This is a genomic window from Vagococcus sp. 211 (assembly GCF_056322705.1).
Genome location: NZ_JBWGJT010000002.1, coordinates 12,167 through 31,947 on the forward strand (window position 1 = coordinate 12,167; position 19,781 = coordinate 31,947).

The 19,781-nt window shown below is 36.0% G+C and carries 24 protein-coding genes; 5 read left to right on the forward strand and 19 right to left on the reverse strand.

The window, feature by feature from the left end; translation table 11 throughout:
* Positions 1-14: 14 nt before the first annotated feature.
* The 10 genes from ACVWM0_RS10965 to ACVWM0_RS11010 all read right to left on the reverse strand — a co-directional run bounded on the left by ACVWM0_RS10965 (position 15) and on the right by ACVWM0_RS11010 (position 4,782).
* Positions 15-272, reverse strand: a complete 258-nt coding sequence (locus ACVWM0_RS10965) for a hypothetical protein (protein ID WP_476473770.1) — start codon at positions 270-272, stop codon at positions 15-17.
* Positions 250-960 (reverse strand): putative HNHc nuclease, encoded by a 711-nt coding sequence (locus tag ACVWM0_RS10970; RefSeq protein ID WP_476473771.1) that lies wholly within the window; start codon positions 958-960, stop codon positions 250-252. The genes ACVWM0_RS10965 and ACVWM0_RS10970 overlap by 23 nt, the downstream gene beginning before the upstream one ends.
* A gap of 14 nt (positions 961-974) precedes the next feature.
* Positions 975-1,919, reverse strand: coding sequence for a DUF1351 domain-containing protein (locus ACVWM0_RS10975; RefSeq protein WP_476473772.1), 945 nt, complete (start codon positions 1,917-1,919; stop codon positions 975-977).
* Positions 1,919-2,605, reverse strand: a complete 687-nt coding sequence (locus ACVWM0_RS10980) for an ERF family protein (protein ID WP_476473773.1) — start codon at positions 2,603-2,605, stop codon at positions 1,919-1,921. Before ACVWM0_RS10980 ends, ACVWM0_RS10975 begins: the two co-directional genes overlap by 1 nt.
* Positions 2,602-2,865 (reverse strand): hypothetical protein, encoded by a 264-nt coding sequence (locus tag ACVWM0_RS10985; protein ID WP_476473774.1) that lies wholly within the window; start codon positions 2,863-2,865, stop codon positions 2,602-2,604. The genes ACVWM0_RS10980 and ACVWM0_RS10985 overlap by 4 nt, the downstream gene beginning before the upstream one ends.
* Before the next feature lie 74 nt (positions 2,866-2,939).
* On the reverse strand, positions 2,940-3,155 hold the full coding sequence (locus tag ACVWM0_RS10990; protein ID WP_476473775.1) for a helix-turn-helix domain-containing protein: 216 nt from the start codon (positions 3,153-3,155) through the stop codon (positions 2,940-2,942).
* Positions 3,152-3,403 (reverse strand): hypothetical protein, encoded by a 252-nt coding sequence (locus ACVWM0_RS10995; protein ID WP_476473776.1) that lies wholly within the window; start codon positions 3,401-3,403, stop codon positions 3,152-3,154. Before ACVWM0_RS10995 ends, ACVWM0_RS10990 begins: the two co-directional genes overlap by 4 nt.
* Positions 3,404-3,568: 165 nt before the next feature.
* Positions 3,569-3,751 (reverse strand): hypothetical protein, encoded by a 183-nt coding sequence (locus ACVWM0_RS11000; RefSeq protein ID WP_476473777.1) that lies wholly within the window; start codon positions 3,749-3,751, stop codon positions 3,569-3,571.
* A 99-nt stretch (positions 3,752-3,850) separates the two neighbouring features.
* A complete protein-coding gene (locus tag ACVWM0_RS11005; RefSeq protein WP_476473778.1) occupies positions 3,851-4,564 on the reverse strand; it encodes a Rha family transcriptional regulator in 714 nt (237 codons plus the stop codon).
* 2 nt (positions 4,565-4,566) lie between these two features.
* Complete coding sequence (locus ACVWM0_RS11010; RefSeq protein WP_476473779.1) at positions 4,567-4,782, reverse strand: XRE family transcriptional regulator; 216 nt, start codon at positions 4,780-4,782, stop codon at positions 4,567-4,569.
* A gap of 197 nt (positions 4,783-4,979) precedes the next feature.
* Between ACVWM0_RS11010 and ACVWM0_RS11015 the strand changes: the two genes are divergently transcribed.
* From ACVWM0_RS11015 to ACVWM0_RS11035, 5 genes are all read left to right on the forward strand, one after another.
* Positions 4,980-5,675: a S24 family peptidase gene (locus ACVWM0_RS11015; RefSeq protein ID WP_476473780.1), complete on the forward strand. Its 696-nt coding sequence runs from the start codon at positions 4,980-4,982 to the stop codon at positions 5,673-5,675.
* 77 nt (positions 5,676-5,752) lie between these two features.
* Complete coding sequence (locus tag ACVWM0_RS11020; RefSeq protein ID WP_476473781.1) at positions 5,753-6,304, forward strand: DUF5067 domain-containing protein; 552 nt, start codon at positions 5,753-5,755, stop codon at positions 6,302-6,304.
* A gap of 507 nt (positions 6,305-6,811) precedes the next feature.
* The gene (locus tag ACVWM0_RS11025) at positions 6,812-7,552 is read left to right on the forward strand and encodes a replication initiation protein (RefSeq protein ID WP_476473782.1); all 741 of its coding nucleotides are present in this window, start codon (positions 6,812-6,814) and stop codon (positions 7,550-7,552) included.
* 1 nt (position 7,553) lies between these two features.
* On the forward strand, positions 7,554-8,099 hold the full coding sequence (locus tag ACVWM0_RS11030) for a hypothetical protein (protein ID WP_476473783.1): 546 nt from the start codon (positions 7,554-7,556) through the stop codon (positions 8,097-8,099).
* A 163-nt stretch (positions 8,100-8,262) separates the two neighbouring features.
* Complete coding sequence (locus tag ACVWM0_RS11035) at positions 8,263-8,763, forward strand: hypothetical protein (RefSeq protein WP_476473784.1); 501 nt, start codon at positions 8,263-8,265, stop codon at positions 8,761-8,763.
* 46 nt (positions 8,764-8,809) lie between these two features.
* Here the strand turns inward: ACVWM0_RS11035 and ACVWM0_RS11040 are convergent, their stop codons facing one another.
* From ACVWM0_RS11040 to ACVWM0_RS11080, 9 genes are read right to left on the reverse strand one after another with little or no spacing between them, the layout of a single operon-like run.
* A complete protein-coding gene (locus tag ACVWM0_RS11040) occupies positions 8,810-9,616 on the reverse strand; it encodes an N-acetylmuramoyl-L-alanine amidase (protein WP_476473722.1) in 807 nt (268 codons plus the stop codon).
* Between the two features lies 1 nt (position 9,617).
* Positions 9,618-9,869 (reverse strand): hypothetical protein, encoded by a 252-nt coding sequence (locus ACVWM0_RS11045; protein WP_476473723.1) that lies wholly within the window; start codon positions 9,867-9,869, stop codon positions 9,618-9,620.
* Positions 9,870-9,913: 44 nt separating this feature from the next.
* The gene (locus ACVWM0_RS11050) at positions 9,914-10,183 is read right to left on the reverse strand and encodes a phage holin family protein (RefSeq protein ID WP_476473786.1); all 270 of its coding nucleotides are present in this window, start codon (positions 10,181-10,183) and stop codon (positions 9,914-9,916) included.
* Positions 10,184-10,185: 2 nt separating this feature from the next.
* Positions 10,186-10,476, reverse strand: a complete 291-nt coding sequence (locus ACVWM0_RS11055) for a hypothetical protein (protein ID WP_476473724.1) — start codon at positions 10,474-10,476, stop codon at positions 10,186-10,188.
* Positions 10,477-10,504: 28 nt separating this feature from the next.
* Positions 10,505-10,762: a hypothetical protein gene (locus ACVWM0_RS11060; protein ID WP_476473725.1), complete on the reverse strand. Its 258-nt coding sequence runs from the start codon at positions 10,760-10,762 to the stop codon at positions 10,505-10,507.
* Positions 10,749-10,934 carry a DUF5320 domain-containing protein gene (locus ACVWM0_RS11065; RefSeq protein WP_476473726.1) on the reverse strand — a complete coding sequence of 62 codons (186 nt, stop codon included), beginning with the start codon at positions 10,932-10,934 and terminating at the stop codon, positions 10,749-10,751. The genes ACVWM0_RS11060 and ACVWM0_RS11065 overlap by 14 nt, the downstream gene beginning before the upstream one ends.
* Positions 10,921-14,463, reverse strand: coding sequence for a gp58-like family protein (locus ACVWM0_RS11070; RefSeq protein WP_476473727.1), 3,543 nt, complete (start codon positions 14,461-14,463; stop codon positions 10,921-10,923). The genes ACVWM0_RS11065 and ACVWM0_RS11070 overlap by 14 nt, the downstream gene beginning before the upstream one ends.
* Before the next feature lie 5 nt (positions 14,464-14,468).
* Complete coding sequence (locus ACVWM0_RS11075) at positions 14,469-14,834, reverse strand: DUF6711 family protein (protein ID WP_311873706.1); 366 nt, start codon at positions 14,832-14,834, stop codon at positions 14,469-14,471.
* Positions 14,835-14,845: 11 nt separating this feature from the next.
* The gene (locus ACVWM0_RS11080; protein ID WP_476473728.1) at positions 14,846-19,780 is read right to left on the reverse strand and encodes a phage tail protein; all 4,935 of its coding nucleotides are present in this window, start codon (positions 19,778-19,780) and stop codon (positions 14,846-14,848) included.
* Position 19,781 lies beyond the last annotated feature (1 nt).

Below are 19,781 nucleotides of genomic sequence, written 5' to 3' on the forward strand. Positions count from 1 at the left end.
CTTCCTTTTCTTTTTTATAGAAACAACTCTTCGCATTCGATTGCTTTATTTTTGCGTCTTAAAGGCTCGTACGAGTGCAATGCACAACCATCTTTATCTTTTTCGCCAGGCGTACCTGTTGCATATCTGTTGAACGCTTTGTTTTTGCATGCAGGACACTTAACGTATGAGTTCCCCCAGCGAACAACCCGTTTGCCTGTGTATCCGCAAAACGGACAAGTTAACAACGTTGTCACTTTTTCGCCTTTTTCAATCCAGTCGTTTCGTTCCATTGCTAATCTCCTCTGCTTGTTTCTTTGTCATTAACCTAAGTTTCACTAACGTGTCGCTATCTAATTTAATCGGCTTGACTAAATATTTTTCGTTGAACTCTTGCCAGGTCATCGTGTGTCGCTCTGTATGATGTGTTCTGCACAAAGCTATAAATGTACTATTCGTGTGATTGTAGTTCGTCCTGTCGCTTCCCATTCCGACAAGGCCTTCTTCGTGATGTATATCAGCGTGTTTGCCACAAATAGAACATTTACGATGTTTACAGCATTGATATAAATAAAAATTTTCTTCTTTAGGCAATAATTCGTAACCTTTCTTAAAAGGGACATTCCATTCAAAGATAAAATCTAAAACAATATCTATTAGATCGTTCATATCTGATTTAGAATTAGAAGAACTATCTGAAGTTGAAATTCTAGAACCTTTTTCTAAGTAGTACGCTTCTTTGAACCACTCGTGCAAAAAGTCTGTCGTTTCTCCTGTAAACTGATAGATATTGTTTAACAAAGCTCTGTACAAGCTTCTTTGCTTGTTAGACAAGTTTCTTTTATCTTTAAATGTGATTGTCGCTTCAATGTTTCCGAACTCGCTAAAGAGTGTTTTAAGACGTTCTTCGTTAACCTCTTCTAAACTTTGAAAAGCTAGAAAATTACCATTTAGCTTTAAAAGATTTGCTATGTATTCCACTTACATCACTTCTTTTACATTTTTTGTGCTTTGATGTTATTCGCTACTATGAAATCGCTAAGAAGGTTTAGTTGTTCTTCTGTTGCCATAAATTTGAGAATAAGAGTTTCTTCTTTGTTAGACTCTTCGTAATTAACAAATTCTTCAACTTTCGGCGCTTCTACAAACTCAACCTGCTCGTTAATTCTGTCTAGTTCTTTTCGATATTCCGCTCGATCTTTTTCTTCTTGCGCGACCTTTTCGGCTAAAGCTATTTTTCGTCTTTCCGCTTCTTCTGCTTTTTTACGTTCGTACTCTTCACGTTCTTTTTTAGCGATAATAGACTCGTCGATTAACTTCATAATCTCGACAGACGTTTTACCTTGCTCTAACTGAAGCAACCAGGCTTCTTCATCGATATTCAAAGCGCTTGTGTAACCTTTGATTATGTTGATTTCGTTATTCTTATGATCCTTCTGTTTTTTTATCAATGTCATTGCATCAGTTATCAATCGTTCTCGTTGTATCTTGCTGATTGACTTGTTAAGCCATTTGTCATCGATGATGACTTCAGAAGATTCGACTTCGTAAGCAGGCGCTACTTCTGAAATGTACTGTTTAACTTGCTCTAAGCGTTCGGCTCGTTGTGTTACTTCCAACTCTTTGATACCAGCGTCAATAGGCGCTATAACTTGATTAATCCTGTTGGAATAACCTTTCATTTTTTCTTCAAAAGCCTTAAGCGGCTCATTGTATTCCTTTTTTACTTTTTTTCGCTCGTCATCTATTTGTTTAACAACTTTATTTAGCTCAGCTCTGTCTTTTTTAGCTTCTTTTTCGTTGTCATCGCTATAAATTAAGTCAGTATACTTACTTTCAACGTTCGTCACTAAATCGTTCAATAAAGATTCGTTTTCTAATTCGATTGACGTTTGTATCTTTGCGTCAAATTTTATTTCTTGTAATGTTAATTCATTCATTAGTCCCACGCTCTTTTCTGTTCAGTTTGTTTTTGATTAGCGTATTGTTGTTGCCAGCTGTTTAAAACGTTTAACGCTAAGCCATATTCTTTCAAATCAAAATCTTTAACTTCTTTATTTATGTGTAACTTATTGTTCAAAGCGACAAGCCACTCGTCTTTCGTTTTACCTGCAACTTCCATCAAGTTAGAAACGACAGCCATCAAAGAATTTACTTGCAACTCTGTTACTAGCACAGGCTTTTCAGGTTGAAGCTTCTTACCATTCGCTTCAGGATCGTCACCACTAGGGATTAAAAACAAATTATTCAGAGCATACTTTATCAAGCCTGTTTCAGCTTTGTACTGCGCCTTATCACCCGAATCTTGGCCAACGCCGGTTGCGTTAAATTCGATAACCTCTCCTGAATCACCATCGTACACAGACATTCTTTTAGTTATCTTTACTTGGTATTCTGTATTACCTTTTCTCGTTTTTACAGGAGTAGTGATGTTTTCTAGCTCACTCCCAATCAAAACAACATTTCTTTTAGACATTTCTGCTCGAACGACTTCTTTAATGTCACTTTCAAGCATGTAATGATATTTGTTAAATTCGTTGTAGCCGTTTTTAGGTATTCTTTTTACCTCTTCTGTAATTTCGGCTAACTTCTTAATTAGACTTTTGTTATTTTTTTCTTCTGTCATTTCTTACCCTCCAACTCAATTAAGAGATCCAACATCATATCGATTGTTTCCTCGATATTCCCAACCTCAACGCTTTCTCCGATTGACTCGAACTTATCTCTTATCATTTGAATATTGCTATCTTGATAAATCGACACAACGCCAGTGTGGTGTATATCTAAAACTAGCAAACTCGCTAAATCAGAGCCATTCAAAGTTACGGCTTCGTCATCTAGAACTAATCTATCTTTTATTACAGGACACCAATAAATTTTAGCCACTTGCTAACCCTCCTATTTCATGCTATTTTTAAGTTAATTATTTTTGTTAATCGGCTGACTTGCGTGCGTGCTTGTCAGTTTTTTTGTTTAAAAAGTTCATAAGGTTCAATTTTCAACGCTTCTGATATTTTTTCGATAGTTTCGAATTGAATCATTTTAGTTTTACCTGAAGTTAAACTGGTTAATGTATTCCTTGATATTCCTGATAAATCAGCTAAATCAGTTTTCTTTATTTGCCTTTCAGCTAACATCACCCTTAAATTTCTTGCTACATCTTCTTGCAAACTCACTCTCTTTCATTCCTTTCATCATCTAGCAACTCAAGCCCGATATATTCAGCTTTATCGAACCAATCGTCGAACTCTGGGCTAATTCCTGTAAATTCCTTTGAATTTTTGACGGCTTGAGTTTTCGTTTGATATATCAAGAAACCCATCTCATTTAAAGCGTGTAAAAATCTAAATGTATTTCCTTTTTTGTACCAACCTCGTTTAAAATACTCCTGAAGTTCTTTCGATGTTCTTTTCACTTCTTCCACCCTTTCCCGTAACCTTGATTACTCTTACCAACCTCGACATAACCCACGCAATTCAGTTCTCTATTAGTTTTATGCCACGTGTAAAGCTTTCCTTCGCGTTCTAATAGAAATGTATTAGGTCTGCTCTTGACCAGCTCATATCGAACGCCGTCAATAATTCTGAGTTTATCGTACATTGCGCTGATCTTTTTCTTTTAGCGTCTCAACGATCCCCATTGACACAATCAAAAATGCCATTGATAAGAATAGTAGCCACCAATTACTTGGCTCGAAAACTGTCACCGTTAACGTCACTGCTATAATGAATATCCAACAATGTGATAAAATACTTAATGCTTTTTTACTCACGTTCATCCCTCCTGAAACTTCTATTCACAGTCAACGTTCCAACTGATAACACCACAGTGATGATAATGATTATTAACCAATCCACACTCACAACCTCCTTTAAATCGCTTCTTCTAAATCTAAATTCATTTGTCTAACAATTGTTTTAGTCGCTGTTGAAGGCTCCCAATCGTTAATAAAATCGATAACAACCTGATAATGTTTCTCTCTAAGCTGAGAACGAGTGCTAACGCCTGTAACTTGTTTAACGCCTGCATTTATATCTTTGTAAAAGCTACCTCTCTGTTCTTTCGTGAGCTTCCCAAAACCTTTAGCTACTTCTGTCACACGTTGATTGATACGTCTTGAAATGTATCCGTAGTCATCAGCGCCTATTTTTTGGTTCTCTTTTAAATCCTTGATATCACTTTCGATAACTTCTACACGTTCGTTCGTTTGTTCTTGCGCTTTAAAAGTTAATGCTAAAATTTCCATTGGATCAGTAGGTAATTTTGTTTGAGAGTTTTTCAACATTTCTTCCATTTCGTCAAAAGCGTCAATGTAATCTAATTTAAATTGTGTCGCTTTCTTCCCGGTGAACCCCATAGCGATTAAAGTCCAACCTTTTTTAGTCATGATTATTTGACGATATTGTTGTTTGTTTTGCGGATGGATATAATAATCTTCATAAAATAGGTCAGCATAATTTTGTGCCACCCCGTCGATAACGTCATCAATCGCTTTGAGAACAACTTTATGTTCTTTTTCAAAAACTTCTGCCACCTGCAAGCTACTTGTTACTGGTTGGTCGTTTTCGATTTGTACTAATTTCATTTTTACGCCTCCTGTAATTTTTCTTGTTTACTGAATAAAAACTTTAATTCGTATTCAGGGAAAAAAGTTTCTTGAATGATTAAAGCTTCCCCAAATTTAAAATCAGAATCTCCGTTAATTTTTTCTGCGATAGTTTGATACTTAACTCCTAATAAATCAGCCATATCTACCAACGTGATATTCTTATCTTTTCTGATTTCTCCTATATTTAACGACATATAACCTCTCCTTCCTTTTAAATTAATACGAAAATTCGTATCGTTGAGTAAAAATAATTGGCATTCGTTATTGCCATGAGTTAAATATATACGAAAATTCATATTAAGTCAATACGAAAATTCATATTAATTAAATTCTTTTTTATTGATATACGATTTTTCGTATGTTATAATAAAAGAAGAGGAGGTGATATGAAATGTTAATAGAGAATGGAATTAAAGAAATGATAGAAATGAAGTTCGGTAATGTTAAAAACTTTTCTGAAGAAATAGAATTGCCTTACACTACTGTTCGTTCTATATTGGAAAGAGGAGTTTTAAACTCTAAAGTAGAAAATGTTATAAAAATAGCTGAAGGTTTAAGTTTAGACCCGAAAGACCTACTTACTTTCGATAGGAAAGAACTACAACAAACTAACGACATCACAACAATCTACAACAAACTCAATATTGATCGTCAACAAAAAGTTTACAGTTATGCTACTAATCAATTAGAAGAACAATCTTCAATAGTAGATATAGAAAGTAAGCGAATCGTTCAAGGTCGGTCAACGGCTGCGGGATTGCCTTTAAACGCGGAATGCGAAGATAGCAATAGTTTCATAGCTAACGTGAATATGAAATCTATACCACATAATGTGGACGAGATAGTAACGGTAGCTGGGGACTCAATGGAACCAGTGTTGCAACAAGGTTCTACGATATTCGTAAGACATCAACCTGAAGTCGAAAATGGCGAAATTGCTATCGTAAGCATTGAAGATGAAGGCGTAACGTGTAAAAAAGTATATTTAGAAGATGATAAAATTAAGCTGGTATCTTATAATGATAAGTATGAAGATACGTTTTATCCTGTCGACAAGATAAAAATTATTGGTAAAGTAATTAAATAAAAAAGAAGACATTCACTGACAAAGCTAGTCAATGAGTGTCTTTTTTGCTATGCTAAAGAAAAAAAGGAAGTGTTTGCATGAAAAAGAAATTTATGGCCTTAGTTCCAATTTGTCTTTTTTTAGTTAGTTGTGGAAATGAAAATAAAGAAGTTTCAGAGAATACAAGCGAACCTGTTGTAACTCAAAACAGCATAATCGAAAAAGAAGAAATCGCTTTAGAACCTGATGTTAAACTGGAAGGAGATACTCTTTCGACGCCAAGGGGTGATTTCGAGTTCTTGCCTCACGATTTTTTTGTTTCTGAAACAGAAGTTCCTGTAATGGTCGTTAGATTTAATTACACTAACACTACACAAGAAAACGAACAGATACAAAGTGTTATTTGGGATTACTTTCAAGCTAATCAAGTTACTGAAGATACGACAGAACCAACAGGTTTCTTTGTTTTCGGAGAAGATGAACCTTATTACGAAGAGGTTCATAAATCTAGCGTCGATATACACCCAGGAGCAACAGTCGAAGCTGCTTATGGCTTTTCAATGGAATTTGAAAATATCCCTCTAACCGTCAACTTTTTAGATAGTGATCATGAAGTAATTGGTTCAAGAATGTTTAAAACTCCCGAATAACTCACTTCACTATTACACCCACATACTCTCAAAATCATGAACTTAACTCACTGTATGATATTTACTCATATTAATCAGTGTTTTGAGTTCATGATTTTTATCATTATAGTGAAGTCGTTTTACTTTAATTAAGATATTGTAAATACTTGTAAATAACTTGTAAAACCTTGTAGGTCGGCTGAACGCCTTGCGACAGTAAGCTTAGAAGTGGGTATAAGGGTATAAATTGACGGGTATAAGGATATAAAATGACAGGTTAGGGGTATAAAATGACAGGATGAGGGTATGTTTTGACAGATAAGGGTATATTTTGACAGGACACGCTTCTTCTGATAGTTGATAAGGGTATAAAATGACAGGGATAGTAAATAAACGTTATTATATCAACGTTTTTGATAAGGGTATAAATTGACAATAAGGGTATAGATTGACAGACTTTTTAAAAGGGTATAGAAATATCTTGATATACCCACGTTCTGATTGTACAATTTGTTTGAGGTGGTTAAAATGAACGCTAGAAATGACGGGTTGGTTATTTACAGAAATGAATTAAATGCAGTTTCTTTCAAAGACTTCAATTCTGTTGAAATGGATATATACTTTGCTGTGTGTAGCCAGTTGAAAGAAACGCACTCGGACAGCGTCGTGCTTGATTTAGACAAGTTACGACATATAACCGTACAGAACGAACAAAGCTACGACAGGTTCATACAAACGGTGTTACAAACTAATTTAAAGATGTCTCAATTGATATCAGTTCGACAATCAGGAAATTTAATAGAAGGATTTTCTCTATTTCCCGATTTCTCAATTAACAGAAACGACAACACTATGACTGTTTCTGTGCATCCCAAATTTAGCTACTTGATCAATAATGTTGAATCAGAATTTACTAGATATGATATGAATGAATTCACACGCATTAGCAGTCGTTATACTAAAACGTTGTTTCGACAGTTGAAACAGTATCGCGACACGGGTTTGTACATTGTAACTGTTCAGTCTTTCAGACAGATTTTTGATGTGCCAGGAAGCTACAGGATGTCAGATATCGACAGACAGATATTAAAACCTTCAATAGAAGAACTCGGTAAAACGTTTAAGAATTTGAAGTTGGAGAAAATCAAAAAAGGTCGTTCGGTAGTTCGTTTCAAATTCACTTTTGAGAAGCAAGAACACGCAGATGTCGAAGTCGAACAACTTCCGTACATCCCGATGTACAACTGGTTAACTGGGGAGGATGAATGATATGTTATCCTATTTAGAGTTCTCTAAAAAGTACAAAGTGCCTCGTACAAGCGTGTACGATATTATGAATAAGCTTGAAGAAGAAGACTTTGGCAAGTACGAGAAGTGTGTCGAGGTTGTCGGGAATTCGAAAAAACTTAACGAAGAAGGTATTCAGTACATACTCGAATTGAGAGGTTTAGATGTCGAAGATTCGAACAAACGACACACAAGCGACAGACAAACGATTAACAAGTTTCAAGAGCAATCTAACGAATTAGTAATAGATATATTGCGTAAAGAGCTAGAGCAAAAAAACAAACAATTAGAGCAAAAGGACACGCAGTTAAATTCGTTACAAGAAAACTATAACAATGTCGTCATGCAACTTAAAGAAACGAATGATCATTTGATAGAGATAAGTAAAAACCAACAATTTTTAACTAATCAACTTCAACAAAGTAACATGATTGACAAGCTCGAACACCAAAAAGACAACGTTCGTACAGAACCGACGGACACTGTACAAGTTAAAAAGAAAGGTTTTTTCTCAAAGCTATTCAATTAACAACCCACATAAAAATATTTAAAACGCTTAGAATCGCTCTATGAACAGTGATTTTTAAGCGTTTTTTATTTAATTTAAAACAAATTGTAAAATACACTTGACGTAAATTATAATTTACAGTATACTAAGTATGTAATCAAGTAACAGAGAAATGAGTGATTAAATGAAGATTGATTTAGATATCGTAAAAGAACTTATTGATTCAGATGTGAGCGCTTATCAAATTGAAAAAGACTTAAAAATATCGCGCATGATGATTTCAAATTATCGTAACGATCCAAAAAAACTATTAAAAATGTCAGTAGAAAACGCAATTAAATTACAAGAATATCAAATTAAAAGGAGAATGATTAACATGACAGTAGAACAATTACAAAACCACATTAGAGAATTTAAAGGAACAGGAACAACAGTAGATAGCGTTACAGGATTATTTAATTCAGATGTTCAATCAATGAAAAAAGCTTTAGAAAAAGACGAGTTATATATTTACACAGTTGAAGATTACATTGAAGATTGTTTGCAAGAAGATTTGGACTGGTATAAAAAAGAAGAAGATGAAGAAGGATACGCAGAACAGTTGAAGAAGATTGAAGATTTAAGAAGTGAAAACGCAACTTTCGTTATTGATGAAGTTGGGAAAGAAATTATTACAGTTAAATAAGCATAAAAAATAAGCCTATCTCGTTAAATTGAGATAGGCTTTTAGTTTAAGCTACTGTAATAATATAATGACAGTTGTTGTCACCTAGAAATTTTTCTAATTTGTATTTGTTGTTACTGTTTTGATTGAACGGGCTTACTCTGAATTTAACACGTTTATCTTTAGCTACAATTTCCGTAAACTCAAGATTGTTGTCTTTCAAATATTTTTTTACTTTAGCGTAATTGCTAGCTTTTGTGTTATACCAATACGTTTCTAACGCATGACGTTGTCTGTTGTTTACTTTTTTAGCCACTGTTGTTCCTCCTATATTCTTATTTTTAAGCATATATTTATTAATTTCTTGTGCTAAAACTGCTTCTTTAAACCCGTTTCCGACTGCCCCAGGATCCATCATATTAAAACCATAATGGCCACCGTGGCTAGATTTAAAGTTATATTCAGGAAAAGATAAAAATACGTCCATACAAGCTTTAAAAAGTTTCTCTTTATTCTTTTGATATTTTTGCATGTCATTATAGTTATCGATAAAAGCCGCTTCAGGTAAAATAGTCACACCTACAGAGTTAGAAATGACATATAGATTAGTTGTAGCTTTCGGACCACGATCAGGAATATCTAATGCTTTTGCCATTGCAGTGGATAATTTTTTAGCGATAGCATATCCGATTGGATCACCTAGCCAATACCAACATTCTGCTCCGCTGGCAATTTTGTTAAATGCGTTGAAATGCCATGCGACATTAATATCTTTAGGACCTGCTAAATTATCCATATTAACGACTTGATTGTATAAATTTTGGTTTACAGTACGACCGCTAAAGTCACTAGCATCTTTAAAGTTTAAAGTCATATTACTCACCTCTCCCAATATATAAATAATCAGGTATTTCTTTTGTTGGATCATCAGTACGAGGTCTCATGATTTTATCAAATAAAAACAACTCATCTTCACCAGTCTTTGTAAAATCTGACGGTAAAGTATAAGTTGTTTCCAATGTGTTATTCATAATGTGGGCTGCGTCTTCTACCACGTTTAATTCTTTTTTAAAATCTTCTTTTAACACTTTATCAGCATCATCAAGAAATTGTTGTTTGTTTCTCATATCAATCACTCTCCTATTTTAATTTATAAAAAATAGCCCTCAAATTAATGAGAGCTACCTTCTTTTAAGATTGTTTTTGTAAACCATTGATGCAATCCGGTTGAAGCTAAACCGCTTAACGCGCCATAGATGATATTTTCGGGTGTCACTGATTGATTAATCATACAACCTAGAACAGCGCCTAAAACGGCTAAAATTGTTGGTATATATTGATTGCTTAACTCGTCTAACCACTTAATGTTCTTAATGCAATAACCTACGATTAGGCCCGCTAATACTACTAACGGCATATATAACTCTTGCAAATTTTCCATCATTATCTCTCTCCTTCGATTTTGTCTAAACGTCTATGCGCTTGTTTTGTAGATTCTTCATTTTTAATAAGTCTATCTCTGTTCTCTCGACTTTCTTCTCTAATCGATTTCATTTCAGACTTAATCTCGTTAACACCATTTCCGATATTTTCAAGCTTAACTAATGTCGTCGTTGATGCTGCCGCTTCTTGTTTATCGTCTGTTTTTTGGTTACGTCTATAACTAGATAAACCAAAATAAATCGACGCGCAAACTGATAAAACTGTTAGTAATGCTGCGAATTCAATTTTCATAACTCACCCCAAAATAAAAAGCAACTGATTACTCAGTCGCTTCTACTTCTTTCTCTTGTTCAGCCGTAAAACTATCTTCTAGAGCAAACACTTCTTCTTGAAAATCTGTAATATCTTTTCTGCATTCTTTTTTGTTGGCGTTATACAACTCTTGTTTGATTACATTTTGTCTAACATAAGTGTTTCCGGCTGTTTCTCGTGACACTTCTGCATCCAATGTCATTACGATGGTACCTTCGATTCTACTTTCTCCACTCAATTTAGTCGTCTTATTAGTTTTTAACATTTTTGTCTTCCTTTCCTGCCTCTTCTAATTTTTGTTTAACTTCATTCAATTCTTGCGTTAACATTTGAACTTCTACTTCTAAAATCGCTTTTTCCCCTTCGATTTGCGCGAGCTTTAAACCGAAATTTGTCGCCAGTTTATTTATAATTAAATCACTTTTACTTTGCTCCATCTAATCTCTCCTCTAATATTTTTATTTTTTTATTAAGCTCCTGTATGGCTTTCCAAGAGATTGAGTTCATAGCGTATTGCTCAACTCCGTCTTTATCAATAACTTGACCAGGAGTATTATAGCCACTTCCAATAACTAACCCTATCCGTTTTTTATCTACATCCAACTCGACCTCTGAACGCAATCTATATTCATAGATTGTAGCTCCGCATATAATATCTAATGCGGTTTCGTTGAACTCTTCGATATCTTGCTTATAAGCTTCTAAAGAGCCTGTTGGGAAAGCCGATGCTCTCACAGGTACGTATTTGTTAGTTGTGTTACGCGCCGTCACTCTCAATTCTCCACCTGGCGACGGTCTGATATAGATGTTTTCACCAGCCAAAGCACCGTTAAAATCGATTGTATTAGCGATGATTGATCTAGCTCTTAAATCTTGATAAGTACCAGTCGTTCCCGAACCAGTTATACGAACTTCACCTTCTGTAATTCGCGGTCTTAAATACAAATGACTAACTGAAGCGAGAGGCGTATTAACGTTGATATAATTACCAATGAAACCTTCAGCACGAACAGGTCTGTACCTATAATCCGTTACATTTCCGTCCCCAGGCGTCGAGTCATAACGAACGACTCTCAATTCTCCACCTGCAGCTTCACCTTCAAGACCATCAAGACCACCAGTCCCAACATAAACGTTATATGTATTTGTTCCGATAATACCAGTGTTAACAACAAACTGATTAAACTGCGACCTCAACGTGCCGTCAATATTATAAACAAACATACCTCTGTCGTCGATTTCTGTTCGTCTGTTATTCCTTGTATTTTGAAGCACTGCTCTATTACCAGTCACGTTAAAATAACCTTTTTTATCAATGGATGTTAGCGATAGACCTTTAAGCTCTTTACCTATAATGTTTTCTGCTTCGATGTTAATAACCCGCACTCTAGAACCGTTCAGAGTTCCGACGTCAATTGTATCAGCTGACACATTTTTAATCATAGCACTAGTGATAATTGCGTCATCAATCAAGGTTTGACCGCTTAGATGAATCAATTTAGAGTCAATTCTAATGCGTTCAGGACTCATGTTGATACGTGATATTACTTCATTCGCGGATACTTTTAAATCAATATTATCACTTAAAATTTTAATTTGTCCCTTTTGAATGCTAACCTCTTTGTTCAATTCGTTAAATTGAGTTTCTTCAACTTTCAAATTCAGTTGTCTATTTAAAATACTTATCTGACCCTGCTGTTCTATAATTTTACCATCAGTTTTTTCTATTTTTTTTACGTTCAAATCGATAAGATTTTCTAATTGAACAATCTCAGATTTTTCCACTACATCCTTATGTGCAACTTCATACAAATCTTCGACATAATCAGTCACTAGTTTAAACTTGCCATACTCGAATCTGCTAAATTTAGGTACATTAGCTATTCTTATACCAATCGGGATGCTACGCCCCTCTGCACCACTTGTGTAATTTACTTTGATATAATGACGTTTCATTCCTGAGGGACTTTTAGGTATAGTAAAGGGACCTTGCCACACACCTTTGCCAATCATCAAATATACATCAAATGATGTACCAAAACCATTGGCATCAAAAGAGAATGTATATACTCTATTTCCTCGGGCCTCGGTACTCAACGCGTCCGTATCATTGTACACATCACCCTCCACATTACCCGTCCTAAAAGAAAAATACCCATCTACATAAGGATGATTTGTACCTGTGCCATTATCCGACTTATTAAGCATTATATTCATACTATTGATAATTATATTTGGTTTGGGTGTATAAAGATTATTTACTTTCTCTACTGTAGAAGTAAACTGTCCAGCCATTAGACTTTGTTCTGATTTTAAACCATTAATGTCACTTTTAACTGTTTTTTGAAAACCATTCACTGTTTGTTCTAGTGTTGAAACATTACCATCCAAATCTAAAAAACTTTGAGACAACCTATTACTCTCTAACTTAATAGTTGCTATCTCACTTTTTTGCCCATCAACTTTATTGTTAGTTATTTTCAAAGTGCCATTCAAATCTTCAATTTTTAATTTATTTCCATCGCCTTGCTTTCGTGCTACTTCAGCCTCTAACCTTGCTTCTTCTGCTATAACTTTCCCTCTGAAAGATTCTTCTCTTGCTTCGGAGGCCTCACGTTTACTTATATTAGATTCTTTAAGCGCTATTTCCGCTTCTTCTAACGCCTTATCGACTGATTCTGATATATCTTTAGAAGTCTGTTCTAGCTCCTCTATTTTCTCTTTGATAGTGTCGTCAACTGCTGATGAAATTTTTAATACCCAATCAAAAATATCAGGTTCTCCAATTTTTTCGTATATCCAAATTTCGGTATCTGGACCATTATATTTAAACCAAACATCGCCTTCTTTTGGATTAGGAGGTTCTTCAACACCGTACGAAATTTCAGTTCCGTTATCTTTAATAGATTCATTAACGTATTCTATTGTCTGTTCTAGGATTGTTTTGTAACCCATTTTAACTTCGTTACTAGCGACCGTTTCGACTGTGCTTGTGGCAGTTAGACCACCTTTATATTCTAATGAATATGATAGGTTAGGTACTTTAAACTGATTACCTTTCGTGTCTGTCACACGCAACCAATCGCCTGCTTCAACAGCTGGATTACCTCGCCAATTCAATGAGTATGGATAATAGTTAACTGTTTTTACTTTTTCGTGGATTGATCGTAGTAAAGTTTCAGTCATTAACTTATTTTCTAACTTAATAACTGACCCCTTTTTATTGCCAATGCTCAAAATTTTTTCTTCTTCATCACCAATCGACACTTGAATACCTGCAGGGCGGAACATCAATTCATTCTTAACTAACCCTTTTAAAAAATATTCATCAGGCGTAACGCGATAATCTTTGTCTTCTAGTAATCTTATAGCAAGTAAACCGTTTCTATCAAAAGTTGCGTAACCCGCTTCAAATTGAGCAATTAAACCGATTGCTTCTCTATATGTATAACCAACGGGTTGTTTTATCGTATCTTGTCTAAGACGTCCAAAACTAACTTTGTCGACTTCTACACCTGCTAGATTAGCTATCTCTAATGCTACTTCTCTTATTTGAGCTGGATATTTTAACTTACTTTCATAGAAATCATCTAGCATTAACATTCTATCTGTACATTCTAATGATGTTCTATTCTCGTTTCTGTCAGGATTAACTTCTTCTGAAATCAAAAAAGTACCAAGTTTTACGTACTCGGTACTTCCGTTTGGTAATACTATTCCCATTTCAGGCATTACAACATCTAATTGTTTTAAACCTTCAACAATCTTGCAAAGAGTTAATTTCATCGAGTTTGCATAAGTCGAACCTATCGCGAACGTTTCACCAACGATGCTCCCACTGTTAAAATTGAAAGATATGATATCTTCATCGGTGTAAGTGACATCGTTAATTTTTATTCGCATTTTAACTTCTCTTAAATCACTCTTAAACGCTTCGTTAAACGCATTTGATACTGCTAACATCATTACACCTACCTTTCAATAAAATTCATGGATAACCCTTGCCATTTCGCTTGGCTGAACTTGTTATTCCAACTGTAAGACGGAGCGGACCTATCACCAACATAAAACGTCTTAGTAGTTTGACCGCCGATTTCTGGGTCGGGATAATTAATCGTTATAAACTTATCTTTGACTGCTTTTAAAATAGTAGAAGCCTCTGAATCACTCAAAGGCCCCCACTTGCATTCTATTTTTACTTTTTGGGTGATGATATCACGTACCATCGTACCGTTTGCGTTTCTACCACTACTATCAGCATCAATAGTGTTTAATGTGGCTGAAAATTCTTGAGGTGGCTTAACAGTCACCCCATTTATCATTAAGGTTCCAGACATGAAACCACCTCCTAAATTAATATTGGACTTCTACCTTGTCGCTTCGTTTGTTTGTTCACTTCATCTACAACTACCTTAGCTACTTTCTCACCTTCCAATTCAAGCGTGATGTTAATATCTCCGCCTTTATCAGAATTGCTATCACGCATGCTTAACGCCATCATGACCGCATTAATAATACCTTCAGTCGCACCGTTCATACCTCCGCCGACCGCTTTATCAGCCGGTTGGTTATAAGTGATAGGTTGAGGTGTTTCGTTGAATAAATCAGGCATTTTTAACGTTTGGAAGTTGTTTGCTGGGTTCATTGGATTGAATGAAGCAGGTACAACCATTTCGCCTTTATGAATCATGGCCAGTTGGTCTTCAGGGATGTAAGGACTACCTTTTGCGTAAGGTCTTATACGACTACCGTTCGGACCCCAACCGCTATTTCCGTACTGAATATCATTTCTCCAATTTGAGTTATTGAAGAATGCCATTAACTGATGGAAACCGTCCATAATATTACCGTAACCCCGAACAGCATACGCTCTAAACGTTTGCGGGATATATTGCAATAGACCTCTAGCAGGATTACCATTAGCCATATTCACATCCCATACGCCAGGGTTTTGGATAATCTTGTCGTCACCACCCGATTCTCGTTGAATTTGCGCTAAGATACCGTTAACTTGACCAGGAGAAACTCCTTGACCCATGAAACGTGCAGCCTTCAAGATTGAACTTCTCCAACGACCAACACCGCTTCCTCCAGGGCTACTACTTGGACGATGTCCACCTTGCCCTTCAGCAATAGAACCGTTGATATGCAAGTGGTCGTAGTGATCGCCGTCTTTCCAAGGTCCCCATTGGCTATTAGCAGGAGCACTTGATAATCCAGTCCTATCACGAACTTGACCTTGTGTGATAACGTATGCCACTTTGTCGCGGAATTTCTCGAACGCATAGTTAGCAGGACCAAAATATTTACTAGAACCATTCATGCTCGCATCATAAGCTAAATCGATTGCTTGTCGTTTACCATGCGAATAAGGGTCTCCGTGTCGATACCCGGACGATACTCTCATACCTGGGAATTTGTTCATAACGTCTCTTGCTATGTTAGCTAGATAAGTCATAACACCCGACATATTACTTACTGACGTATCAGCGTCGCTGCTATCAAATAGTGATTCCATCGTGGTTTTCACGAATGAAGTCGCCGCATCCATCGATGTTCCAATAGCACCTTGAGAAATAGAGAGAGCTGGTTCAATCGCACCTTTTAAATCAGCGAACTTACTGATACCCGCTTCAACTAATTTACCTGGATTAGATGCGTAATCCCACACATCGCCAGCTAACTCAACTGCCCCATTCCATTTTTTCTTAATCCATTTACCGATACCGCCGGCATAATTAGGCATGCCAGACATCATTGAAGCGGTACGTGGTCCACTTAACACTGAAGAACCGGCTGGTAAATCTACCATTAAGTTGCGCTGGTTAGGGAATAGACCTTGTTGACCATTCGGCAATTGATATGCTTCACGGTAATTAGCGCCATAACCATCGTTGACTAATGCCATTCCACCCCTGTGGTAGCCTGTACCTTGCGCGTAATTAGGGGCTTCATAATTATCTCCTAATTTATTCTTACCAGCTCCTAATTTTTCAAGAACCCAAGATACCCCGTTTTTAACAGCGTTAACTGCTCTAAGAGGAAATTCATGCAATCCTTTAGCGATAGCTTTTGCACCTTCTTTGACAGCTTTGACGCCAGAATTTAAACCGCCTTTTATACGACCGCCTAGCCCTTTAGCCCAACCGACAACAGAATCAAACGCCTTACCTGTAGTTCTTTTAATCGTATCGTTATAACCAGATACATTAGTTTTCATGGTTGACCAAGCTTTTGTTGCGTTTGTCTTAGCGAGATTAGAAGCTGAACTAACTTTGTCTTTTGTTTTATCCCACTTATCGATAGTTGTTCGTCTAACGTTTTCAAATTTATCAGAAGTATCATCTTTTATTTTCTTCCAATTTTCTTTAGTGTTAGTCCAAGATTCTCCTGCTTTTGTTTTAACTTTGGTTGAAACATCATCCCAAACTTTCTTAGAAGAATCCCAAATGACAGAACCTTTGGCCACGACGGCACCACTCATGTCTGACCATAGTTTTTTAACTAACTCAACCGGTTTAGACATTAACGACTTAATGCCGTTGAATAGACCTTCAACTAGGTTTTTACCGAAACCTTCAAATAAAGTGGATGGCGAATGGATCCCGAACAGTTTCCTGAATGCATCGACAATAGGTTTGAACATCGAATCCTTTATAAATGTGCCGATTGATGACCCGAAACTAGAAATACCTTCTTTTAGTCCTTCCCAAATATCTGAGCCGAATTGTTTGAATCTATCAACAACATCACTAAAGCTAGATATATCGATGACTAGTAAGTCTTCTAATGCTTGTCCGAACTTACCTAAAAATCCGAGCCAATCACTTACCGCGCTTAATGAAAAGTCGATTAAAGGTTTGATTAATTTGTCTGTCAACCATCCGAAAAACGGCTTACTTCCTTTTATTACTGACGCTACTATCTCTAACGCGTTTCCGAATAAATTGAAGAAGGTAGGTAATCCGTCCTCTATAACGAGTTTTGCTAATGGTAATAAAGCGTTAGTATAGGCCCATTCTAGAACCTCAAACACATCTTTACTTATCTTTCTGATTGGTTTCAATAACTTATCAATCGATTTTAAAAGAGGTGTGAAATCTAAGTTCTCAGCCCATTTTTTAGTCGACTTAGAAGCCGTATTGATAATACTTAAAATATCATCAAAGAACCCTAAAACAGTTTTAAAGATTGACGTTCCTGTTTCTCCTTCTGACCAAGCATTTTTAAGCCCTTTTTCAATCAAGCCAATCGCATCGATTAAATTAGTAGCAATTTCAAGAATGTTAGCGAAAATAGATTGGCCTAACTCGTTCTCATTCCAGGCTTTTCTAAACGACTTAATTAATTCGTTGTTTAGCTCTAGAAACTCATTCCACATATCAAAAATAGATTGAATTAGCTTAGTCCCTCGCTCGTTTTCATCCCATGCTTTTCTGAATGACTTAGCTATATCTCCTACTAGATTCAACATGTTTGTAAGCAGTATTAACATATTGCTTATCGTTCGCTCGCCTGTTTCATTAGTCCACACGTCCATAAAACTACGTCCAATTGATTTTGAAAGCTCTACAATCTCACCTAGAGCATATTTCCAAGCCTTTATAACGCCTTGACCATGCTTCGCCCAAGAATCTTGAAACGGCTTGAAGAAATCTCTTAGAATACTATTCGCTTTATTAATCCAATCAGGAGTTGCAGGGATTGGAGTATTAAAATCGGTACCAGGTTTATTATCTAACTTGATGTCATCATCTTTACTATCATCTAAGCCAATCCGATTAATTTCATCGAATCCCATTAACGATCGTTGAAGCTTCTTAACCTTCTCTTTGTTTTTATCTGCTGCATTACCACTGTCATTCATAGCTTGAATATTTTGATATAACCCACTAGCGCCTTGTTTAGCGGCAGTATAAGTTGTACCGAATAAACTAGCCGTAAAATGTGCAATCTGGCCTGTAACGGCAGATAAACCACGCATCATAGCGTTGATTGCTGGTAACACAAATGTATAGATAGGATAGAAAGCCGTCATTAAATTAACTTTAATTTGATTTAACGAATTATTGAATTCATCATTTGTTTTTAAAGCAGACATAAAGCCACGATTTACTAACTGTAAACCTTTATAAATAGTCGCAAACACGAAAGCTTGCTTCACCATTTGATTTAAACGTCTTGTAAATCCGCCCATTCCACTACTCATACGCCGTGAACCGTGTGCTATGTTATTAGATGTTCTGTTGAATACGCCGCCGAATCTAGAAAACAGTTGCTTCGAGCGGTCGGCTCCTTGACCTATTTTTTTAGTTCCTAAAGCTGCGTTTCCAGTTTGAATGGTAGACTTACCTAATTCAGTATTTAAACCTTTGACGGCTGAACGTAGTTGTTTTGTTCTATCCTCTGTTTGCGCGTAAGATTGTTGTAAAGCGTCATTCTTAGCAATAAGCTTTTGAATCTCTTTACTGTACTTAGTTATCTCAGCACCTGTTTTCTTTGATGATTTAGTATCTTCAAATTTAAATCCCGCTTGTTTAACCTCTTTTTTGTATCCAGGATCATACGTGCTTCCGTATTTTTCGTACAACTTGCTTAACTGTCCTTGACTCAACTTACTTACTTTCTTAGCTTGTTGTTCGTATAAGGCTGTTAGTTCTCTAACTTTAGCTTTTTGGCCTTCTATAACAGATTCATTCTTTAACATTTCGGCAGATATACCATCAAGTGCCTGTGGTAAAGTTTTAAACTCATTGCGAATACCGTCAGCCATTCGCTTAGCTGATGATTGATACTTGTTCATCATGTCTTGCGCTCTAGCTATTTGAGTATCATATTTAACCACGTTCTTCGTGTCACCTTTGGAAGAAGCGTCTTGACGTTGCGCTTGTAAGAAAGCTAATTTCTCTTGCTCCGCTTTAGCACGACCCATTTTAGCGTTGATGTCTTTAATCAATGAGTCAACGTCTTTATTAACGGTTTTACGTGCTGACGTAAAGCCTTTTGATAAGCCTTTTTCAATGTTATCGGTAGTAGCAGTAGTGATTTTATTCATCATTTCCATTTGCTTCTCGTACATCTTGGTCATTTGTTCCATTTGCTTAGTCATAGCGTTTACGCCACTCTCAACGTCCATGTTCTTCTCGACCTTGTTGAACGATTGACCTGTTGTCCGTTCTAACATACTCGTCACTTTTTCTACAGTTGGCATGATTCTTTGAAATTGTTCTTCAAACTTCTCAACATTAGCTTCTATAAATATCTCTAGCGTTTCTAGTTCCATC

Coding starts and splice junctions, on each gene's coding strand:
- ACVWM0_RS10965 (WP_476473770.1), bottom strand. CDS start 272: ATGGAACGAAACGACTGGATTGAAAAAGGCGAAAAAGTGACAACGTTG.
- ACVWM0_RS10975 (WP_476473772.1), bottom strand. CDS start 1,919: ATGAATGAATTAACATTACAAGAAATAAAATTTGACGCAAAGATACAA.
- ACVWM0_RS10980 (WP_476473773.1), bottom strand. CDS start 2,605: ATGACAGAAGAAAAAAATAACAAAAGTCTAATTAAGAAGTTAGCCGAA.
- ACVWM0_RS11005 (WP_476473778.1), bottom strand. CDS start 4,564: ATGAAATTAGTACAAATCGAAAACGACCAACCAGTAACAAGTAGCTTG.
- ACVWM0_RS11010 (WP_476473779.1), bottom strand. CDS start 4,782: ATGTCGTTAAATATAGGAGAAATCAGAAAAGATAAGAATATCACGTTG.
- ACVWM0_RS11015 (WP_476473780.1), top strand. CDS start 4,980: ATGTTAATAGAGAATGGAATTAAAGAAATGATAGAAATGAAGTTCGGT.
- ACVWM0_RS11020 (WP_476473781.1), top strand. CDS start 5,753: ATGAAAAAGAAATTTATGGCCTTAGTTCCAATTTGTCTTTTTTTAGTT.
- ACVWM0_RS11025 (WP_476473782.1), top strand. CDS start 6,812: ATGAACGCTAGAAATGACGGGTTGGTTATTTACAGAAATGAATTAAAT.
- ACVWM0_RS11030 (WP_476473783.1), top strand. CDS start 7,554: ATGTTATCCTATTTAGAGTTCTCTAAAAAGTACAAAGTGCCTCGTACA.
- ACVWM0_RS11035 (WP_476473784.1), top strand. CDS start 8,263: ATGAAGATTGATTTAGATATCGTAAAAGAACTTATTGATTCAGATGTG.
- ACVWM0_RS11040 (WP_476473722.1), bottom strand. CDS start 9,616: ATGACTTTAAACTTTAAAGATGCTAGTGACTTTAGCGGTCGTACTGTA.
- ACVWM0_RS11045 (WP_476473723.1), bottom strand. CDS start 9,869: ATGAGAAACAAACAACAATTTCTTGATGATGCTGATAAAGTGTTAAAA.
- ACVWM0_RS11050 (WP_476473786.1), bottom strand. CDS start 10,183: ATGGAAAATTTGCAAGAGTTATATATGCCGTTAGTAGTATTAGCGGGC.
- ACVWM0_RS11055 (WP_476473724.1), bottom strand. CDS start 10,476: ATGAAAATTGAATTCGCAGCATTACTAACAGTTTTATCAGTTTGCGCG.
- ACVWM0_RS11060 (WP_476473725.1), bottom strand. CDS start 10,762: ATGTTAAAAACTAATAAGACGACTAAATTGAGTGGAGAAAGTAGAATC.
- ACVWM0_RS11065 (WP_476473726.1), bottom strand. CDS start 10,934: ATGGAGCAAAGTAAAAGTGATTTAATTATAAATAAACTGGCGACAAAT.
- ACVWM0_RS11070 (WP_476473727.1), bottom strand. CDS start 14,463: ATGATGTTAGCAGTATCAAATGCGTTTAACGAAGCGTTTAAGAGTGAT.
- ACVWM0_RS11075 (WP_311873706.1), bottom strand. CDS start 14,834: ATGTCTGGAACCTTAATGATAAATGGGGTGACTGTTAAGCCACCTCAA.
- ACVWM0_RS11080 (WP_476473728.1), bottom strand. CDS start 19,780: ATGGAACTAGAAACGCTAGAGATATTTATAGAAGCTAATGTTGAGAAG.